Origin of the sequence: Pseudomonas sp. V98_8, from assembly GCF_029967975.1 — a bacterium.
In the GTDB taxonomy this organism is placed as follows: Bacteria; Pseudomonadota; Gammaproteobacteria; order Pseudomonadales; family Pseudomonadaceae; genus Aquipseudomonas; species Aquipseudomonas umsongensis.
In genome coordinates this window covers 1-21,644 of sequence record NZ_JASCAE010000091.1, presented here as the reverse complement: position 1 = coordinate 21,644, position 21,644 = coordinate 1, and the positions used below count along the sequence as shown (strand labels likewise).

10 protein-coding genes and 1 pseudogene are annotated in these 21,644 nt (G+C 59.7%); 2 read left to right on the top strand and 9 right to left on the bottom strand.

The genetic code is table 11. The features are described 5' to 3' along the window. Nucleotides 1-130: 130 nt before the first annotated feature. Nucleotides 131-240, bottom strand: a pseudogene (locus QLG10_RS28215) (LysR family transcriptional regulator); the annotation flags it as partial. A 180-nt stretch (nt 241-420) separates the two neighbouring features. Between QLG10_RS28215 and QLG10_RS28210 the strand changes: the two are divergent. After that, entirely contained in the window at nt 421-1,464 is a 1,044-nt protein-coding gene (locus tag QLG10_RS28210) for an RHS repeat-associated core domain-containing protein (RefSeq protein ID WP_282488393.1), read from the top strand. A 343-nt stretch (nt 1,465-1,807) separates the two neighbouring features. Here the strand turns inward: QLG10_RS28210 and QLG10_RS28205 are convergent, their stop codons facing one another. The 8 genes from QLG10_RS28205 to QLG10_RS28170 form a co-directional block, all read right to left on the bottom strand. After that, nucleotides 1,808-2,734 carry a LysR family transcriptional regulator gene (locus tag QLG10_RS28205; RefSeq protein ID WP_110751762.1) on the bottom strand — a complete coding sequence of 309 codons (927 nt, stop codon included), beginning with the start codon at nt 2,732-2,734 and terminating at the stop codon, nt 1,808-1,810. Nucleotides 2,735-2,808: 74 nt separating this feature from the next. Beyond that, on the bottom strand, nt 2,809-3,675 hold the full coding sequence (locus tag QLG10_RS28200; protein WP_110751761.1) for an ABC transporter permease: 867 nt from the start codon (nt 3,673-3,675) through the stop codon (nt 2,809-2,811). A 22-nt stretch (nt 3,676-3,697) separates the two neighbouring features. Next, a complete protein-coding gene (locus tag QLG10_RS28195; RefSeq protein ID WP_188265230.1) occupies nt 3,698-4,558 on the bottom strand; it encodes an ABC transporter ATP-binding protein in 861 nt (286 codons plus the stop codon). Between the two features lie 5 nt (nt 4,559-4,563). Next, nucleotides 4,564-5,589: an ABC transporter substrate-binding protein gene (locus QLG10_RS28190; RefSeq protein ID WP_188265231.1), complete on the bottom strand. Its 1,026-nt coding sequence runs from the start codon at nt 5,587-5,589 to the stop codon at nt 4,564-4,566. A gap of 18 nt (nt 5,590-5,607) precedes the next feature. Then, complete coding sequence (locus QLG10_RS28185) at nt 5,608-6,495, bottom strand: TauD/TfdA family dioxygenase (RefSeq protein ID WP_110751757.1); 888 nt, start codon at nt 6,493-6,495, stop codon at nt 5,608-5,610. 348 nt (nt 6,496-6,843) lie between these two features. Beyond that, nucleotides 6,844-8,211, bottom strand: coding sequence for an HlyD family type I secretion periplasmic adaptor subunit (locus QLG10_RS28180; RefSeq protein ID WP_188265232.1), 1,368 nt, complete (start codon nt 8,209-8,211; stop codon nt 6,844-6,846). Next, nucleotides 8,201-10,357 (bottom strand): type I secretion system permease/ATPase, encoded by a 2,157-nt coding sequence (locus tag QLG10_RS28175; RefSeq protein WP_282488392.1) that lies wholly within the window; start codon nt 10,355-10,357, stop codon nt 8,201-8,203. The genes QLG10_RS28180 and QLG10_RS28175 overlap by 11 nt, the downstream gene beginning before the upstream one ends. Before the next feature lie 41 nt (nt 10,358-10,398). Next, nucleotides 10,399-11,751, bottom strand: coding sequence for a TolC family outer membrane protein (locus QLG10_RS28170; protein ID WP_282488391.1), 1,353 nt, complete (start codon nt 11,749-11,751; stop codon nt 10,399-10,401). A gap of 355 nt (nt 11,752-12,106) precedes the next feature. On the opposite strand from QLG10_RS28170, the gene QLG10_RS28165 reads away from it, so the two are divergent. Further along, a partial coding sequence (locus QLG10_RS28165) for a retention module-containing protein (protein ID WP_282488390.1) occupies nt 12,107-21,644 on the top strand: 9,538 nt, incomplete at its 3' end.

Below are 21,644 nucleotides of genomic sequence, written 5' to 3'. Positions count from 1 at the left end.
TTGTCCCTCCTCCTCCCTTCAAGTCCTACCATACAAGCGAGCCTGCTCGCGAAAGGGTCGTAACATTCACCATCACCGTTGACTGACACCCCGCTATCGCGAGCAGGCTCGCTCCCACAGGTTCATTGGTTCAACTCACCACCGGTTGCGCTGCCAGCCACGTCTCGTCACAGCAAGCTTTCAGCGTTTCACGCAGCCAGCGGTGAGCGGATCATTGTCGAAGCGCGGATGCCAGGCCTCGTAGTTACATCACAAGCACTCGTGACTGATAAGGATTGATTCAGGCGCAATGCTGGCAAATATCCCTTTTGTTATCTGGTCCAAACGAGCGGCGGGAATCACTATCAGTTCTGATAGTTCTCGATAGAGGACTTGAGGTGTAAAACTAAATCCCTCGACCATAAATCGGCGGCCATCGCCATGCCTCAACTCAAAATTGCTGATCAAAATACTTGCACGTGGCAACGCACGACATTGTTGGCAGCCGACAATAGCCTTTCAATCATTGGTGCCATTGTTGATGGTAAGCATAATCCCATCGCCTACTCGGCTTATGGCGAGCAATCCGCGCAGCAGGAAGACAAGGACCGGCTGGGTTTCAACGGCCAAATACGCGAAGCGAGGATCGGCTGGTATTTGCTGGGTAATGGATACCGTGCTTACAACCCTCGGCTGATGCGGTTCCACAGTCCGGACAGTTGGAGCCCATTTGGCGGGGGCGGCTTGAATGCTTATATGTATTGCGTAGGGGACCCGGTTAATAGATCGGATCCGACGGGGCATATTGGAGGTCTGAAAAGCCTGTTTACCTCCATCAAAGAAGGTGGATTTGGTCTTGGGAAAAGTCGACCAGTGCCTTTGGAAAACTTGGACCTCTCAGGAGCACTTAATATGCTAAAGTCAGCCCGTATTCAAAGCCTCAACAACGTCAAGCCTTCTCCCTCTCCATCTTTTTTGAGCGAGTTGGGAACACACTTATACTCGCTTCCACCTTGGCGTCTTCGCGCTAATACAGCAAGCCTCCCTGAGCAATCAGGGCATAGCGTCGGAGGGAAATGGCCAGTAGCTATGGCCGCCCCACAACCGAGGGCGCGCGGTATCGATAATCCCAACCTTAGACCCCCCAGAAATACACCAGACTCAATTGAAGCCTCTTTATTCTCTAATGGAGACAAATGGACGAGTAATGGTGGAGTACATGGGAGAAGTATTGAGTTTGCTCGAATTAAGGGTGGTGGAGGCACCGGTTCGTCGGGGCGCGATCTCAGGTCTCACACCTCTCCCGGTGATTCCACCCCAGTCTTCACGCAATATAGAATAGCGGGTAATAACCCTACCGGTGGCGGATGGGTGGAAGATACGTCTTCCACCGGACATAGAAATATCCAAATTCGCTCTCATCATCAGCGGTATCCCACTGTAAATAATCCAAATGCCTCGGATATACGCCGCCACCCGCGTTAAAGTCAGGAGCTAAAATTAATGCAATGTCCTCTCGCGAACATTCGATGATTGGGCTTATGCCATGAAAATCTATGTTACCAGCATGAAACCCTACCGCAGCACCAGACTCTCCACTAACAACTCAAACAAAATCACCAGCGCAGAAGGGCCTGACGAAAACTGACTTATCTACAGGTTATAAGTGCGCTATACGCAACGATGGAAGTCCTTGTGAGAGCGCGCCTTTGTGGCGAGGGGATTTATCCCCGTTGGACAGCGCAGCAGTCCCATTTTCAGGGGCCGCTGCGCGACCCAACGGGGATAAATCCCCTCACCACAAAGGTCGCTCCCACAGGGGCATCGCTCATCCCAAGACAGGCTGAGCGGCGAGCCACGTTTCGTCACAGCAGGCTTTCAGCGTTTCACGCAGCCAGCGGTGAGCGGGGTCATTGTCGAAGCGCGGGTGCCAAGCCTGGTTAAGCACGATAGTCGGCAATGGAATGGGCAAGGTGAACGAGCGCAACTTCAACCCCAGTCGGCGCACGCTCAACAGCGTCTCCCTGGGCACCGGCAGAATCAGGTCGGAGTCGGGCAAGGCAAACATCGCCGCGTGGAAACTTGGCGCAATCACCGCCACTCGCCGCTCCAGCCCCAAGGCGTTGAGCGCCGCATCGATCGGCCCGCGAGCGATCCCGCGACGGGACATGCTGATATGGGAATAGCCAGCAAAACGTTCTGCGGTGATTTCTTGATCGAGCAAGGGGTGATCCTCGCGCACCAAGCCGACAAATTGGGTGGAGAACAAATTCTGCACCTTCACTTCCGGCATCAACGGCCGGTTGTTGCTGACGCTCAGATCGATGCGACCCTCGCGCAGGGCCTCATCATCGCCATCGCCCTCCGGCGCAAAACGCAATTCACAATGCGGAGCCTGACGCTCCATGGTGTCGAACAGCTTGCCGCCGTAGATGCCGATGAAAAAATCATTGGCCCGGATACTGAAGCGCCGACGCAGGCTGCCCAGATCCACAACCCTGGCCGAGTGGAACAGGTGCGCGGCCTGCTCCACCACGTCCCGCACCTGCTCGCGCAACTCCAGCGCCTTCGGCGTCGGCACCAGGCCACGGCCGGCTCGCACCAGGATCGGATCACCAATGGCTTCGCGGATACGCGTCAAGGTGCGGCTCATGGCCGCCGGGCTGAGGTTCATTCGCCGCGCGGCGCCCACCACACTTCCCTCGTCGAGCAGGGCGTCGAGGGCGACCAGGAGGTTCATGTCTGGTAGTTGCATGGTGAGCACTCGTGCCTTATCAGGGTTGATTCAGGCGCAATGCTAGCAAATCATTGACAGGCAGACTCAACGGATCAGCGCTGCATCCCCCACCGCTTCACCGTCACCCTTTCCAACGAATCAAACACCAGATTCTCCACCAGCAACCCAATTAGAATCACCACCGCCAACCCGGCAAACACCTTGTCCGTGTACAGCTCATTACGATTCTGGAAGATGTACCAGCCCAAACCGCCCTTGCCGCTGGTCGCGCCAAACACCAGTTCGGCCGCGATCAACGTGCGCCAGGCAAAGGCCCAGCCGATTTTCAAGCCGGCGAGGATCGATGGCAGTGCTGCCGGGATCAGGATGAACAGCACCAGGCGCAGGCCCTTGAGGCCGTAATTGCGACCGGCCATGCGCAGGGTTTCCGAGACGCCGAGAAAGCCTGCGTAGGTATTGAGCGCCAGGGCCCAGAGCACCGAATGCACCAGTACGAAGATCAGGCTGTTCTGCCCCAGGCCGAACCACAGCAACGCCAGCGGCAGCAGGGCAATCGCTGGCAACGGGTTGAACATCGAGGTCAGGGTGCTGAGCAGGTCGCGACCCAATTGCGTCGACACCGCCAAAGTCGTCAGGGCGAACGCAAGGACGATCCCGATCAGGTAGCCCTTGAGCAGCACCACCAGGGAAATCCACACTTTGCCCAGCAATTCGCCGCTGAGCAGGCCGTCGTACAGCGCATGTGTGGTCTGCACAAAACTCGGCAACAGCAGATCGTTATTTTGATAACGGGCAACGGCTTCCCAGAGTACGGCGAGCAAAACCAGGATCAGGCTTTTGCGCAGCCAACCCTGTTGCCACAGGCGTTGGCCAAGCGGCAGCTCGCGCTCCAGCGGTACGCTGGTCAGTGGCTGCAAAACCGTTTCGAATTCTTCACGCGGGGATGATAAATGGCTCATCGGGCCCTCCTCTCAAACTGGCTCAATAAGCAATGCGGATGTCGGCGAAATCCAGCTCGCGCTCGGTTCCCGGCGACTGGCCTTCATCGAACAACAACCGATGGATGCGCCGCGCCGACTCCTGGAATGCCACGCCGCCCAGGCTGTGCAAGTCGTATTGATGGCTGTGGACTTCGGCACGCACGCGCCCCGGATGCGGCGACAGCAGCAGGATGCGATTGCCCACCACCAACGCTTCTTCGATGGAGTGCGTGACGAACAGCAGTGTGAAGCGCACCTCCTCCCAGAGCAGCAGCAATTCTTCCTGCATTTTGCGTCGGGTCAGGGCGTCGAGCGCGGCGAAGGGTTCGTCCATCAAGAGGATTTTCGGCTGCATCGCCAAGGCCCGGGCGATGGCGACCCGCGCCTTCATGCCGCCTGACAGGGTGTGCGGATAGGCATCGGCAAACGCCGCCAGACCGACCTTGTCCAAGTAGTGCAACGCCCGCTCTTCGGCTTCCTTGCGCTTGAGAGTTTTCGAAGCCAGCAGCGGGAACATCACGTTCTGCTTGACGGTTTTCCACGGTGGCAGTTGATCGAACTCCTGGAACACCACGATCCGGTCAGGCCCTGGCGCATGGACGCGCTGGCCTTGCAGACGGATCTCGCCTTCGACTGGCTGGATGAATCCCGCGGCAGCCTTGAGCAATGTCGACTTGCCGCACCCGGACGGCCCAAGAAGCACAAAGCGATCCGCAGGGTCGACCTCGAAGCTGACCTGGTGCGTGGCACGCACCACCCGCTGGGGCGTGCGGTATTCCAGGCTGACGTTATCGACCGACAGCAACGCTTGGGCGCAGACGTTCGGTTTGCTGACCGTGTGGCCTTGCAAAGGGGCGTTCATGTCGGTCAGCTCCCTTGCAGCGGTTTGGCGTCCTGGAAGAAGTAGTCCTTCCACGAATCCGGTTTGTTTTTGATCGCGCCCACGCGGTAGAGGAACTCGGCCAGGGGGTAGGTATTTTTTGGCGTGACGCTGAATTCGAACTGCGGGTTGTCGATGATTTTCAGCAGCTCGGCGCGGTCGATCTTGGCCTTGGTGACGCGAATGTAGGTATCCGCTGCCGCGCCTTTATCGTTCTGGGCAAAGGTCGCGGCTTCAGTCAGCGCGTCGACGAAGGCTTTGTAGGTTTTCGGGTTTTCATTGCGGAATTTTTCGGTGGCGAACAACACAGTCGGCGAGTTCGGGCCCAGCAAATCATAGGTGTTGAGCACCACATGCACGTTTGGATTGGCCAGCGCCTGATCCTGGAATGGCGGGTTGGAGAAGTGCCCGCTCAGCTCGGTACCGCCGGCGATCAACGCTGCCGTGGCATCCGGGTGCGGCACGGCGATGGTGTACTTGTCGAGGCGGTTGAATTCCTTGTCGCCCCACTGCTTGGCGGCGGCATATTGCAGGAAGCGCGACTGCACCGACACGCCCACCGCCGGAACCGCGATACGGTCCTTCTCGGTGAAGTCGGCAATGGTCTTGACCTTGGGATTGTTGCTGACCAGGTAGTACGGGAAGTTGCCCAGGGAGGCCACGGCCTTGACGTTCTGCTTGCCGTGGGTGCGGTCCCAGATGGTCAGCAGCGGGCCGACGCCGGCACCCGCGATATCGATGGAGCCGGAGAGCAGCGCATCGTTGACCGCGGCACCACCGGAGAGCTGCGTCCAGTCGACCTTGATGTCGATGCCTTGCTGCTTGCCGTACTTCTCGATCAGGTTCTGATCGCGCACCACGTTGAGCAGCAGGTAAACGATGCCGAACTGTTCGGCGATGCGTATTTCACCTTCGGCCTGGGCCACGGTCGGTGCGACCAGGCTGCCGGCGATCAGACTGAACCCCAAGCCGATTGCCGCGGCCAGCGGTGCAAAGGGTAGACGTTTGGACATGGTCAAATCTCCGACAAATCAGAAAGGCGCGTCGCCCTGGATGGTGGTGCGATACAGCTTGCGGCGCAGATGGCTGGGGCATCCGGCGGCGAGGTGGATCAGCGATCGGTTGTCCCAGAACACCAGGTCATGGGGCTGCCACTGGTGGCGATAGATGTTTTGCGGCAACACGCTGTGGGCGTAGAGCTCGTCGAGCAATTGCTTGCTCTCGTCTTCCGGAAGGCCAACGATGCGGGTGGTGAAACCCTCGCTGACGAACAACGCCTTGCGCCCGTTTTCCGGGTGGGTGCGCACCACCGGGTGAATGACTTCGGCAACCTGGGCCAGTTGTTCCGGGGTCAGGGTCGGGCGCCAGTTCCCCTCGAATTTGGTCTCGCTGTAGCGCGCCGTGTAGGAGTGGGCGGCCGAGCGACCTTCAACGGCTTTGCGTAATGCCTCGGGCAGGCTGCCCCAGGCTTTGTGCATGTCGGCAAATAGCGTGTCGCCGCCTTCGGACGGCAGTTCCTGGGCATGCAGCATTGAGCCCAGGCTTGGCAGTTCTTTATAGGAAAGGTCGGAGTGCCAGAACTTGCCGGCGTCACCCAGGCCGATGGATTGGCCGTTTTCGATGATGTTGGAAACGATGAGGATTTCCGGGTGCCCGGCCAGCAGGAATTGCTTGAGCACATGGATCTGCAGCACACCGAAACGGCGGCTGAAATCGATTTGCTGCTCAGGGGTAATGCGTTGGTCGCGGAACACCACCACGTGATGGTCCAGGTGCGCGCGGTGAATGCGCGCGAAGTCCTGGTCATTGACCGGGCGGGACAAATCGAGGCCGATGATTTCGGCGCCCACCGCACCGCTGAACGGGCGGATGTCGAAAGATTGTGGCGCGATGCTTGGCGATGGTGAAGCTGCAGACATAAATCACTCCCACGCACGGCACGCTCAAAGGCGCGCGCGTCGATCAGAAACTCACGGAGGTCCCGTGTTGGTTCGTGTCGTGCGGCGCGCCGATTGGTCGGCAGGTACGCAGGAGAGTGACTTTATAGATATAAGAATAGAAATTTAAATACCGTTAACGAATAACGATATGGCTTTTGAAATGCCGCACCCTTGTAGGTGTAGAAGCCTGCTTGCCGGCGAAGGCGGTCTTGAATCTTGTAATAGCCTTACGGGTCCCTTCGCTGGCAAGCCAGCTCCTACAAGGTACCGCGGGATCCGGTGGGAGCTGGCTTGCCAGCGAAGAGGCCAATCAGCCGTACCAACGAATCACCGCTCGTGCAATGCCTCGGCGCGAGCCCGGATGATCGGTTTGAGCAGGTAACTCAGAACGGTCTTCTTGCCTGTGATGATATCCACCGACGCCACCATGCCCGGAATGATCAACAGGGGCTTTTCATCCGTCCCCAGGTGGCTGCGCTCCGTGCGCAGCTTGATGACGTAGTAGGTGGTCTTCTTGTCTTCGTCGGTGATCGTGTCCGCACCGATCTGCTCGAGCCTGGCCTTGAGCCCACCGTAGATGGTGTAGTCATAGGCGGTGAATTTCACTGTCGCCTCCTGCCCAGGGTGCAGGAAGGCGATATCCTGTGGGCGGATCTTGGCTTCCACCAGCAGGGTATCGTCCAGCGGAACGATTTCCACCAAGTCGCTGCCTGGCTGAATCACACCCCCGATGGTGTTCACCAGAAGCTTGTTGACGATGCCGCGCATCGGCGATGTGACCATTGTCCGGCTGACGCGATCCTCCAGCGCCTTGCCGGTGGCCTGGGCCTTGTTCAGGTCAGTGCGCGCCTCATTGAGCTGGGTCAGTGCCTCGCTGCGGAATTTTCCACGGGTCTCTTCGATCTTGCGCGCCACTTCCTTGATCGCCGACTCCGCACGCGGGATCGCCAGGGTGGTGGCATCCAGTTGCCCGCGGGTTTCAACCTCGGCGCGCTTGAGTCGCAGTACTTCCACGGGCGAAACGGCACCCTGGGCCACCAGCGGCTCGGACATGTTGATTTCCTGGCGCTGCAACCCCAGCGCAGTGCGGTACTGGGACTGTTTGGAGGTAAATTCGCGCAGTTCTTGCTGACGCTGGATCAACTGCTCCTGCAAACCGCCGATTTCATCTTGCAGTTGCTGGCGACGGCTGATGTACAGGGATTCTTCGCTCGCGGCCTGACCGGGAACCGCTTTCAAGACGTCAGCCGGAAAATTCAGCGGACGGTCATCGACTTCAGCACTCAAGCGTTCCACCCGAAGCAACATCGATAGCCGGTCGGCCTCGGTTTCGCCGACGTTGGAGGCGAACCGCGTATCGTCCAGGCGGATCAGTGGCGCGCCGGCCTCGACGATCTGCCCCTCACTGACGAACAACTCGGCGACGATACCGCCCTCAAGGTTCTGGATCTTTTGAATCTTGGAGGAAGGAATCGCCTTGCCGTCGCCCTTGGTCACTTCGTCAATGACCGCAAAGTTGGCCCAGAGCATCAGGAAGACGAAGAAGGCGATAATTGCCCAGATTGTCAGCCGCACCACGCGCGGGGCGTCTTCGATAAGCGCCTTGTTGACCTCGGGCAGAGGCTGGTCCCTAAGCGAGTCGGAACCTTTGAAGTAACGTCGGATGGAGCCTTTGAGGCCGGACTTAAGCAACACTGATCTGCCCCTTCTTCAACGCTTCCATCACGACGGCTTTCGGACCATCGGCGAGTATCTGCCCACGGTCGATGACGATCAGGCGATCGACCAGCGACAGCAGCGAAGCACGGTGCGTCACCAGCACCACGGTCTTGTTTTCAACCACCGCGGCGAGCCGTTGCTTGAGGCGTTCCTCGCCGGTGTTGTCCATGGCGCTGGTTGGCTCATCGAGCAGCAGGACCGGCGGGTTGAGCAGCAATGCACGGGCCAGGGCGACGTTCTGGCGCTGACCGCCGGACAGGTTCTGCCCTCGCTCGCCGACTTGCAGTTCGTAGCCCTGCGGGTGCAAGCGGGCGAACTCATGAACGCCTGCCAGTTCAGCGGCTTGCAGCACCATTTCGTCTTCTACATAGCGTGCACCCGAGACCAGGTTGTCGCGCAGCGTACCGGCGAGTAGCTGGATATCCTGAGGCACGTAGCCAATGTTGTGGCGCAGTTCGCTGACGTCGATCTGACGGATATCCACACCGTCAACCAACAGCGCGCCGTCATCGGGCTGATAAAGGCCCACGACCAGCTTGGCCAGGGAGCTCTTGCCCGAGCCGCTGCGACCGATGATGCCGATCTTCTCGCCCGGCTTGATCGTGAGATTGATGTTTTTCAGCGCCGGGTTTTGCTGGTCCGGGTAGGTGAAATTCAGCTGGCGGCATTCGATGGCACCTTGCAGCACCTTGCGGCTCAAGGGGCGTTCTTCGAAATTACGCTCCTGGGGCAATTCCATCATCTGGTCGACCGAGGTCATGGTGACACGCGCCTGCTGGTAGCGTGTCAGCAGGCCGGACAACGAGGCCAGCGGGCTGAGCGCGCGACCGCTGAGCATGTAGCAGGCAATCAGGCCACCCATGCTCAGGTTGCCCGCGATGATCTGGTACACACCAAAGACGATCATGATCACGCCGGCCAGTTGCTGGATCAGCAAGGTGATATTCATCGCCAGGCCAGACAGCATTTTCACCCGCAACTCAAGGCGACTGAGGGTGCCGATGGTTTGCTCCCACTGATACTGGCGCTCGCTCTCAGCGTTGTTGACCTTCACCGCATCAAGCCCTGCAAGGGTCTCGATCAGGCTCGACTGTCGCTCGGCGCCCAGCGCCATGGTGCGCTCCATGGTGGCCACCAGGGGTTTCTGCAAGGCATAGCCGATCAGCAAGGCGATCGGGAACGCCAACACCGGAATCCACACCAGGTGTCCGCCCAGAATGGCGATGACCAGGAAGATCAGCAGCGTGAAAGGCAGGTCGATCAGGCTGGTCAGGGTCAGCGACGCAAGAAAATCGCGCAGGCTCTGGAACTCATGGATGTTCTGGGCAAAGCTGCCGACGCGCGCCGGACGGTACTTCATGGCCATGCCGACGATGCGCTCGAACAACGTCGCCGAGATGATCAGGTCGGTTTTCTTGCCCGCCAGGTCCAGGCAGAGGCTGCGCAGGCTCTTGAGGATCAGGTCGAATATGTAAGCCCCGGTGATACCGATGGCCAGTACCCACAGGGTCGATTCGGCCTGGTTCGGCACCACGCGATCGTAGACGTTCATCACGAACAATGGCGCGGCCATGGCGATGATATTAATCAGGAAGCTGGCAGCGATGGCATCGGCGTAAAGCCAGCGCGAACGCATGAGGGTGTCGCGGAACCATGAGCGCGCCCGGGGAATCAGGGTGCCGTGATTGACGTCGAATTTATGCTGGGGTTGAGCAAAGAACACCTTGCCGCTGTAGTCGTCGTTCAGCAGCTCGCGACTGACCAGGCTCTCGCCGCCGTCACTTTCACTGAGCAACAGCCGGGCCTGGTCGTCGCCTTGCCAGCCAAGCAGCACGGCACTGCGACCGTCCTTGAGCAGTAACAGTGCCGGCATCGCGATCGCCGGGATCTGGTCCAGCTTGCGCACCAGCACCCGCCCTTGCAAACCGGCGCGCGCCGCTGCGCGTGGCAACAATTCGACGCTCAGGCGTTGCTTGGGTAACGGCAGGCCCGTGGTCAACATCGCCGCGCTGGCGGGCTTTTGATGCAACGTACAAAGGCTCAGCAAGCCGTCCAGCAAAGGATCGTCATGCAACGCGCGTGGGTCATGAATGAGATGAACTCGACTGGCTTCTGATTCCACGCTCGGCACTCTTGGCTAACGGATGAACAATAAGATCCTGCTCAGTTCATACCGGGCAGCTGGACCTTTGGCTTTACATCGTTCTGCACGACTGATGCCAACGGTGCGACCACTCCCTGGCTCTTGAGCAACTCGCCCATGGTCGCCTTGATTCGATACTGAGTAAATAACTGAATGTTCTTGATCTCCGCCAAACGGCGCGAAGCGTTGAACAACTCGTTTTCACTGTCGAGCAAGTCCAGCAGGCTTCGCTCACCGAGGCTGAACTGGCGCTGATAGGCCGTGCGCACGCTGGTGCTATGGTCCACGTATTGCTGGGCAATGGGCACCTGGGCATTGGCGTTGTTCTGCGCGTTCCACGCCAGGCCCAGCTCTTCGTTCAATTGACGCAACGCGTTGTTGCGGATATCCAGCGCCTGGTTGGACAGGTAGGACTTCGATTCCATGTCGGCCTTGTTGCTGCCGCCGGCATACAGGTTGAAACGCATGCGCAGCATGGCCTGCCATTCGTTGTTGTGGCCGTTCTGGCCATCGATGTCATTGTCGGCGGAACGACCGAGCTCGGCATCGAAACGAGGGTAGAAGCTCGACTTGGCGGCTTCATACTGTTTTTCCGCTGCCGCGATATCGGACTCGGCGGAGCGCAGGATCGGGCTGTTTTCCAGCATCTGTGCACGGGCTTCGTTCAGGCTGGCCGGCAATAGCGCCAGGAACGGGGCCGGACGTTCAAGCTGATCTGGCATCTGCCCGACAGCACTGAGGAAGTTGGTCTCGGCATCGGCCAGATTGGTTTGTTCGGTAATCAGGTTGTTGCGCGCCTGAGCCATGCGCGCCTCAGCCTGGTCCAGGTCCGCACCGCTGCCAACACCGCGCTGGGTGCGCAACTGGATCTGGTCGTAAATCCGTTGATGGCTCTTGAGGTTCTCTTCAGCCAGGCGCACGAATTCGCGGCGCGTCAGCACATCCAGGTACACCTGTGCCACGGTGAGAGCGGTTCGCTCCGAAGTGCCCAACAGGGAGTAGGCGCGAGCATTCACGGTGGCTTGTTGACGCCCCACTTCGCTGGACGTTGCATAACCGTCAAACACCATTTGCGAGAGGCGCAAGTTCGACTCGCTGCGGTTCAAGGTTTCCCAGTGGTTGTTGCTGCCAGCCCCTCGAGTGGTGACGCTGTCAGTGCCTTCACGACCATAACCGCCCAGCAGGTCGACCCGTGGCAGGTATCCCCCCTGGGCTGCTTTTAACTGATAATCCGCAGCCAATCGACTGTTAACACCTGCCTGGATCTCCGGATGGACTTCCAACGCCTGTTGCATGGCCTGCGGAAGGGTCTGAGCCTGAACAAAACTGGCGACAACGGCGAAGGGTAAAGCCTTGAACAGGTGCAAACGCATAGTTGGAATTTCCCGGGGAATGCTTGTCTTGAATCACTGCAGAACGCGGCGCTGCATCGGATGATGGCAACCGGAATGGCCGTATGTCGGAAAGTTAAAATTCAGATCTGGGTCACATCCTGTGAGGCAGTCACCGCGTGAATATCAATGTGACATTACTGGGACGATTGTTTAGGATGCCCACAGGAAGGTCAATAGTTTGGCATAAAGTTAATAGCGAAAGATTATAGTCAATAAATTGACCTTCTATAGCGTCAATATTTCACTCAAGTAGTTTAAAAGCACGGCCAGACTGATCAGGCGATTGCCTCTCAGGTCATGGAAGTCAACTGAACGTGTCACCGGAGAGTCTTCAATGAGCAGCGTTGTGGCCATCGTCAAAAGCATTGTTGGTCAAGTTTTCGTGGTGTCCCCAGAGGGCATCCGTCGTGTGCTCGTTGAAGGCGACCGCCTGTTTGTCGGCGACCAGGTAGACACGGGCGCGGCCGGGGCCGTTACGCTCGAGTTGGCGGATGGCCGGACTTTGGATCTGGGCCGCGATACTCAGTGGAGCGGCAGCGCTCCGGACTCCAGCACCGACCTGGCAGCAGCCACAGCACAGGCCGCGCCCTCCGTTGAAGAACTGCAGCAAGCCATCGCTGCTGGCGCCGACCCGACCAAGGTTCTTGAACCGACCGCGGCCGGGCCAGCGGCGGCAGGCACTGGCGGCGCAGCTGGCGGTGGCCATAGTTTCGTGATGCTGGACGCCACCGCTGGCCGTGTAGACCCAACCATTGGTTTCCCGACCGAAGGCCTCGATTCCGCGGCGCAGGTCACCCTGGAGACCCCGGGCGGCCAGTCGACCAACAACAATGCGAATGCCAATGACCCGCTCCAGTCGACACTGAGCCTGAGCGCCACTCCGACAATCACCGAGGCCGGCGGCATGCTGGTCTACACCGCGACTCTGAGCCAGGCGCCCCTGACCGACCTGACCATTACGCTGTCCAATGGTGCAGTGATCATCGTCGCCGCCGGTCAAACCACCGGCACCGTGAACGTTCCGCTCGCGCCGAACGACACCGTTTATAAGGATGCGACCCAGATCTCGGTCACTGTCACCGGCATTACCGGCGGCGCAATAGTGGTCATTCCTCCAACGGTTCCAGCCGTAACTCAGGTCACCGACACCGTTGACACCACCGGCCTGACGCTCACCGCGACCGGCGCCGTGGCTGAAGGCGGTTCGATCACCTACACCGCGACCTTGACCAACCCGGCCGGCACACCGGTGACCGTGACCTTGAGCAACGGCTCGGTCATTACCATCGAAGCGGGCAAGACTACGGGTACCGTGGTCGTTGAAACCCCGGCCAATGACGTGTACGTGAATGGCAGTACGGTCAGCACCACGATTACTGGCGCTACCGGCGGTAACTTTGAAAACCTGGTGCCCAGCACCACGCCTGCCGTGACCAGTATCACCGATTCGCCAGACACCACCGGCCTGACGCTCACCGCGACCGGCGCCGTGGTCGAAGGGGGGTCGATCACCTACACCGCGACCTTGACCAACCCGGCCGGAACGCCGGTGACCGTGACCTTGAGCAATGGCTCGGTCATTACCATCGAAGCGGGCAAGACTACGGGTACCGTGGTCGTTGAGACACCGGCCAATGATGTGTACGTGAATGGCAGCACGGTCAGCACCACGATTACTGGCGCTACCGGCGGTAACTTTGAAAACCTGGTGCCCAGCACCACGCCTGCCGTGACCAGTATCACCGATTCGCCAGACACCACCGGGGTTTCGCTCACCGCGACCGGTGTCGTGGTCGAAGGTGGGTCGATCACCTACACCGCGACCTTGACCAACCCGGCCGGAACGCCGGTGACCGTGACCTTGAGCAATGGCTCGGTCATTACCATCGAAGCGGGCAAGACTACGGGTACCGTGGTCGTTGAGACACCGGCCAATGACGTGTACGTGAATGGCAGCACGGTCAGCACCACGATTACTGGCGCTACCGGCGGTAACTTTGAAAACCTGGTGCCCAGCACCACGCCTGCCGTGACCACCATCACCGACTCGCCAGACACCACTGGCCTGACGCTCACCGCGACCGGCGCCGTGGTCGAAGGTGGGTCGATCACCTACACCGCGACCTTGACCAACCCGGCCGGAACGCCGGTGACCGTGACCTTGAGCAATGGCTCGGTCATTACCATCGAGGCGGGCAAGACTACGGGTACCGTGGTCGTTGAGACACCGGCCAATGATGTGTACGTGAATGGCAGTACGGTCAGCACCACGATTACTGGCGCTACCGGCGGTAACTTTGAAAACCTGGTGCCCAGCACCACGCCTGCCGTGACCACCATCACCGACTCGCCAGACACCACTGGCCTGACGCTCACCGCGACCGGCGCCGTGGTCGAAGGGGGGTCGATCACCTACACCGCGACCTTGACCAACCCGGCCGGAACGCCGGTGACCGTGACCTTGAGCAATGGCTCGGTCATTACCATCGAGCCGGGCAAGACTACGGGTACCGTGGTCGTTGAGACACCGGCCAATGACGTGTACGTGAATGGCAGCACGGTCAGCACCACGATTACTGGCGCTACCGGCGGCAATTTTGAAAATCTGGTGCCAAATCCCGAGCCCGCCGTCACCCAGATCAGCGACAGCGTTGACAAGGTCACCGTAACTATCGAAAGCGCTGGCAATGTGCTGGAAAATGCCGCGCCGACCTTCATTATCAAAGTCGATCAGAAGCTCGATCATGATCTGACGGTGACTTTGAGCAACGGCCAATCCGTAACCATCGCGGCCGGCTCGACACAAACCACCTACGCCCTGCCGGCTCAGGGTGACGATGTTTATAAAGATGGCGAGTCCATCAAGCTGGGCATCACCACCGCCGCTGTGGACGGCCAGACTTTTGAAAACCTGGTGATCGGCAACGAAGCCGAAGTTAACATCGGCGACACCACCAGCGAAGTGATCGCCACCCTGACCGTCGACAAGTCGTCGGTCGTTGAAGGCGGCTTGGTCACCTATACCGTGACCCTGAGCAATGCAGCGGGCCTACCAATCAGCAACCACGGCGAGCTGACGTTCAAGCTTACCGACGGCACGACCATCACCGTTCCAGCGAACGGCACCACGGGCTCGGCCATCGTCGCCACGACCAATGACGTGTTCACGGGCGGCCAGCCCTCGCTGGTCAACAAGCTGGAATCCGTGACCCTGGGTGGCGAGAACTTCGAACAGCTGACCCTGGATCAGAACACGCTGACCACGACCGTCACCGACCAGCCGGCTGGAGCGGGCGACGCAGTCACTGTCACCATCGAAAGTGCTGGCGACGTGTTGGAGAATGGCGCACCGACTTTCACCATCAAGGTTGACCAACAACTTGATCACGACCTGACCGTGACCTTGAGCAACGGCCAGACTGTGGTGATCGCCGCAGGTGCGTTGCAGACCACTTACGCCCTGCCAGCCCAGGGTGATGACGTCTATAAGGACGGCAGCACCGTCAACCTCGGCATCAGCGGTGCGACTGCCGATGGCAGGGTCCTGGAAAACCTGGTCGTTGGCAATCCGGCGTCTGTGGTCATCAGCGATACCATCAGCGAAGTCGTTGCGACACTCACCGCGGATAAAACGACTGTCGCGGAAGGCGGGCAGATCACCTACACCGTAACCCTGACCAACGCCGCAGGTCTGCCGATCAACAATCACGGCGAACTGACCTTCACCCTGACCGATGGCACACAGATCAAGGTGCCGGCCAACACGACTTCCGGTTCGTTCACCATCACCGCCCCGGATGACATCCTGGTCGGCGGCCAGCCTACCATCATCAACAAGCTGGAATCGGTGAGCGGTGCGGACAATTTCGAAAAACTGACCCTCGGGCAGAACGCGCTGGAAACCACTGTCACCGACGAGCCGGCCGGTCAAGACGACCAGGTCGGCATCTCCATCGTCGGCAATGGCTCGGTGGCGGAAAACCAGGATCCGAGCTTCACCATCAAGCTGGACAAGGCCCAGGATCACGCCCTGACCGTGACCCTGAGCAACGGCCAGACCGTGACCTTCGCCATTGGCGAAACCGAAAAGGTGCACACCCTTTCGGCTCAAGGCGATGACGTCTACAAGGATGGCAGCACCGTAACGCTCGGCGTCAACGGCGCCACTTCCGGTGGCACTGCGCTGGAAAATCTGGTCATTGGCAATCCGGCTTCGGTGCTCATCACCGACACCACCAACGACGTAGTGGCCAAGCTGACCGTGGACAGCACCAGCGTCAGCGAAGGTGGCCAGATCACTTACACCGTGACATTGAGCAACGCTGACGGCTTGCCGGTGAACAACCACGGCGGCCTGACTTTCACCCTGAAAGACGGCACGGTGATCAACGTCGCTGCCAACCAGACCAGCGGCAGCACCAGCGTTCCGGTGCCCGACAACCTGTACGTTGATCAACCTGTTGTCATCGACAATCAGTTGACCGGTGTCAGCGGCAGCAACAACTATGAAAACCTGGTGCTCGGCAGCGACACCACCAGCGTCACCATCAGTGACGACGCAAACGGTGCCGGCAACAAGGTCACCGTGGCCCTCAGCGCCAACGGCGACGTCACCGAAGGCACTGCGCCGACCTTTACCGTGTCCATCAACCGCGCTTTGGCCGATGACTTCACCGTCACCCTGAGCAACGGGAAATCGGTGGTGATCAGCGCAGGCCAAACCAGCGCGATCTACAGCGGCGATACCAACGCCGAAGACGTCTACCAAGACCCGTCGTCCCAGACCCTGAACGTTATCGGCGCCTCCGTGGCCGGCAAGACCTTCGAGAACCTGGTGATCGACAACTCCGCGGCCACGGTCAACACCACCGACACCACCAACGACGTGGTGGCCAAACTGACCGTGGACAGCACCAGCGTCAGCGAAGGCGGCCAGATCACCTACACCGTGACGTTGAGCAATGCCGATGGCTTGCCGGTGAATAACCACGGTGGGTTGACCTTCACCTTGACTGACGGCACCACCATTAACATCGCCGCCAACCAAACGTCTGGCAGCACCAGCGTGCCGGTGCCGGACAACCTGTACGTTGATCAGCCTGTTGTCATCGACAATCAGTTGACCGGTGTCACTGGCAGCAACAACTACGAAAACCTGGTGCTCGGTAGCGACAAAACCAGCGTCACCATTAGCGACGAAGCGAACGGCGCCGACAACAAGGTCACCGTGGGTATCGCCGCCAACGGCGACGTCACCGAAGGCACTGCGCCGACCTTTACCGTGTCCATCAACCGCGTCCTGGCCGATGACTTCACCGTCACCCTGAGCAACGGGAAGTCGGTGGTGATCAGCGCAGGCCAAACCAGCGCGATCTACAGCGGCGATACCAACGCCGAAGACGTCTACCAAGACCCGACGTCCCAGACCCTGAACGTCACCGGTGCCTCCGTGGCCGGCAAGACCTTCGAGAATCTGGTGATCGACAACACCGCGGCCACGGTCAACACCACCGACACCACCAACGACGTGGTGGCCAAACTGACCGTGGACAGCACCAGCGTCAGCGAAGGTGGCCAGATCACCTACACCGTGACGTTGAGCAATGCCGATGGCTTGCCGGTGAATAACCACGGTGGGTTGACCTTCACCTTGACTGACGGCACCACCATTAACATCGCCGCCAACCAAACGTCTGGCAGCACCAGCGTGCCGGTCGCAGACAACCTCTACGTCGACCAGCCGGTGACCGTGGTTAACCAGCTGCAATCCGTCAGCGGCAGCAACAACTACGAAAACCTGGTGCTCGGCAGCGACAAAACCAGCGTCACCATCAGCGACGAAGCGAACGGCGCCGACAACAAGGTCACCGTGGGTATCGCCGCCAACGGCGACGTGGTGGAAGGCAACGCGCCGAGCTTCACCGTCAGCATCAACCGCGTCCTGGCCGATGACTTCACCGTCACCCTGAGCAACGGCAAATCGGTGGTGATCAGCGCAGGCCAAACCAGCGCGATCTACAGCGGCGACACCAACGCCGAAGACGTCTACCAAGACCCATCGTCCCAGACCTTGAACGTCACCGGCGCCTCCGTGGCCGGCAAGACCTTCGAGAACCTGGTGATCGACAACTCCGCGGCCACGGTGAACACCACCGACACCACCAATGACGTGGTGGCCAAGCTGACCGTGGACAACACCAGCGTCAGCGAAGGTGGCCAGATCACCTACACCGTGACGTTGAGCAACGCCGACGGCCTGCCGGTGAATAACCACGGCGGCCTGAGCTTCACCCTGACCGACGGCACGGTGATCAACATCGCCGCCAACCAAACGTCTGGCAGCACCAGCGTACCGGTGCCGAACAACCTGTATGTTGATCAACCTGTCGTTATCGACAATCAATTGACCGGTGTCAGCGGCAGCAACAACTACGAAAACCTGGTGCTCGGCAGCGACAAAACCAGCGTCACCATCAGCGACGACGCAAACGGCGCCGACAACAAGGTCACCGTGGGTATCGCCGCCAACGGCGACGTGGTGGAAGGCAACGCGCCGAGCTTCACCGTCAGCATCAACCGCGTCCTGGCCGATGACTTCACCGTCACCCTGAGCAACGGCAAATCGGTGGTGATCACGGCGGGTCAAACCAGCGCGATCTACAGCGGCGATACCAACGCCGAAGACGTGTACCAAGATCCGTCGTCCCAGACCTTGAACGTCACCGGCGCCTCCGTGGCCGGCAAGACCTTCGAAAACCTGGTCATCAGCGGTGCGGATGCAACCGTTAATACAACCGACACCACCAACGACGTGGTGGCCAAGCTGACCGTGGACAGCACCAGCGTCAGCGAAGGCGGCCAGATCACCTACACCGTGACGTTGAGCAACGCCGACGGCCTGCCGGTGAATAACCACGGCGGCCTGAGCTTCACCCTGACCGACGGCACGGTGATCAACATCGCCGCCAACCAAACGTCTGGCAGCACCAGCGTACCGGTGCCGAACAACCTGTATGTTGATCAACCTGTCGTTATCGACAATCAATTGACCGGTGTCAGCGGCAGCAACAACTACGAAAACCTGGTGCTCGACAGCGATACCACCAGCGTCACCATTAGCGACGAAGCGAACGGCGCCGACAACAAGGTCACCGTGGGTATCGCCGCCAACGGCGACGTCACCGAAGGCACTGCGCCGACCTTTACCGTGTCCATCAACCGCGTCCTGGCCGATGACTTCACCGTCACCCTGAGCAACGGGAAATCGGTGGTGATCACGGCGGGTCAAACCAGCGCGATCTACAGCGGCGATATCAACGCCGAAGACGTCTACCAAGACCCGACGTCCCAGACCCTGAACGTTACCGGCGCCTCCGTGGCCGGCAAGACCTTCGAGAACCTGGTGATCGACAACTCCGCGGCCACGGTCAACACCACCGACACCACCAACGACGTGGTGGCCAAGCTGACCGTGGACAACACCAGCGTCAGCGAAGGTGGCCAGATCACCTACACCGTGACGTTGAGCAACGCCGACGGCCTGCCAGTGAATAACCACGGTGGGTTGACCTTCACCTTGACTGACGGCACCACCATTAACATCGCCGCCAACCAAACGTCTGGCAGCACCAGCGTGCCGGTGCCGGACAACCTGTACGTTGATCAGCCTGTTGTCATCGACAATCAGTTGACCGGTGTCACTGGCAGCAACAACTACGAAAACCTGGTGCTCGGTAGCGACAAAACCAGCGTCACCATTAGCGACGAAGCGAACGGCGCCGACAACAAGGTCACCGTGGGTATCGCCGCCAACGGCGACGTGGTGGAAGGCAACGCGCCGAGCTTCACCGTCAGCATCAACCGCGTCCTGGCCGATGACTTCACCGTCACCCTGAGCAACGGGAAGTCGGTGGTGATCAGCGCAGGCCAAACCAGCGCGATCTACATCGGCGACACCAACGCCGAAGACGTCTACCAAGACCCATCGTCCCTGACCTTGAACGTTACCGGCGCCTCCGTGGCCGGCAAGACCTTCGAAAACCTGGTCATCAGCGGTGCGGATGCAACCGTTAATACCACCGACACCACCAACGACGTGGTGGCCAAACTGACCGTGGACAGCACCAGCGTCAGCGAAGGTGGCCAGATCACCTACACCGTGACGTTGAGCAACGCCGACGGCCTGCCGGTGAATAACCACGGTGGGTTGACCTTCACCTTGACTGACGGCACCACCATTAACATCGCCGCCAACCAAACGTCTGGCAGCACCAGCGTGCCGGTCGCAGACAACCTCTACGTCGACCAGCCGGTGACCGTGGTTAACCAGCTGCAATCCGTCAGCGGCAGCAACAACTACGAAAACCTGGTGCTCGGTAGCGACAAAACCAGCGTCACCATTAGCGACGAAGCGAACGGCGCCGACAACAAGGTCACCGTGGGTATCGCCGCCAACGGCGACGTCACCGAAGGCACTGCGCCGACCTACACCGTGTCCATCAACCGCGTCCTGGCCGATGACTTCACCGTCACCCTGAGCAACGGGAAATCGGTGGTGATCACGGCGGGTCAAACCAGCGCGATCTACACCGGCGATATCAACGCCGAAGACGTCTACCAAGACCCGACGTCCCAGACCCTGAACGTTACCGGCGCCTCCGTGGCCGGCAAGACCTTCGAGAACCTGGTGATCGACAACTCCGCGGCCACGGTCAACACCACCGACACCACCAACGACGTGGTGGCCAAGCTGACCGTGGACAGCACCAGCGTCAGCGAAGGCGGCCAGATCACCTACACCGTGACCCTGAGCAACGCCGATGGCTTGCCGGTGAATAACCACGGCGGCCTGAGCTTCACCCTGACCGACGGCACGGTGATCAACATCGCCGCCAACCAGACCAGCGGCAGCACCAGCGTTCCGGTCGCAGACAACCTCTACGTCGACCAGCCGGTGACTGTGGTCAACCAGCTGCAATCCGTCAGCGGAAGCAACAACTACGAAAACCTGGTGCTCGGCAGCGACAAAACCAGCGTGACCATCAGCGACGACGCAAAAGGCGATGCCAACAAGGTCACCGTCGGCATCGTCGCCAACGGCGACGTCACCGAAGGCCATGCACCGACCTTCACCGTGTCCATCAACCGCGTCCTCGCCGACAACCTGGTGGTTAGCCTGAGCAACGGCAAGACCGTCACCATCACTGCGGGCCAGAAGACTGCGATCTACACCGGTGATGTCAATGGCGAAGACGTCTACCAAGATCCATCGTCCCAGACCTTGAACGTCACCGGCGCCTCCGTGGCCGGCAAGACCTTCGAGAATCTGGTGATCGACAACTCCACGGCCACGGTGAACACCACCGACACCACCAATGACGTGGTGGCCAAGCTGACCGTGGACAGCACCAGCGTCAGCGAAGGTGGCCAGATCACCTACACCGTGACCCTGAGCAACGCTGACGGCTTGCCGGTGAACAACCACGGCGGCCTGACTTTCACCCTGAAAGACGGCACCGTCATCAATGTCGCTGCCAACCAAACCAGCGGCAGCACCAGCGTACCGGTGCCGGACAACCTGTACGTTGATCAGCCTGTTGTCATCGACAATCAGTTGACCGGTGTCAGCGGCAGCAACAACTACGAGAACCTGGTGCTCGGCAGCGACAAAACCAGCGTGACCATCAGCGACGACGCAAAAGGCGATGCCAACAAGGTCACCGTCGGCATCGTCGCCAACGGCGACGTCACCGAAGGCCATGCACCGACCTTCACCGTGTCCATCAACCGCGTCCTCGCCGACAACCTGGTGGTTAGCCTGAGCAACGGCAAGACCGTCACCATCACTGCGGGCCAGAAGACTGCGATCTACA

Excerpts from the sequence above, each read along its gene's own strand:
- QLG10_RS28185 (WP_110751757.1), bottom strand. The coding sequence starts at position 6,495 with ATGTCTGCAGCTTCACCATCGCCAAGCATCGCGCCACAATCTTTCGAC.
- QLG10_RS28210 (WP_282488393.1), top strand. The coding sequence starts at position 421 with ATGCCTCAACTCAAAATTGCTGATCAAAATACTTGCACGTGGCAACGC.
- QLG10_RS28170 (WP_282488391.1), bottom strand. The coding sequence starts at position 11,751 with ATGCGTTTGCACCTGTTCAAGGCTTTACCCTTCGCCGTTGTCGCCAGT.
- QLG10_RS28190 (WP_188265231.1), bottom strand. The coding sequence starts at position 5,589 with ATGTCCAAACGTCTACCCTTTGCACCGCTGGCCGCGGCAATCGGCTTG.
- QLG10_RS28205 (WP_110751762.1), bottom strand. The coding sequence starts at position 2,734 with ATGCAACTACCAGACATGAACCTCCTGGTCGCCCTCGACGCCCTGCTC.
- QLG10_RS28200 (WP_110751761.1), bottom strand. The coding sequence starts at position 3,675 with ATGAGCCATTTATCATCCCCGCGTGAAGAATTCGAAACGGTTTTGCAG.
- QLG10_RS28195 (WP_188265230.1), bottom strand. The coding sequence starts at position 4,558 with ATGAACGCCCCTTTGCAAGGCCACACGGTCAGCAAACCGAACGTCTGC.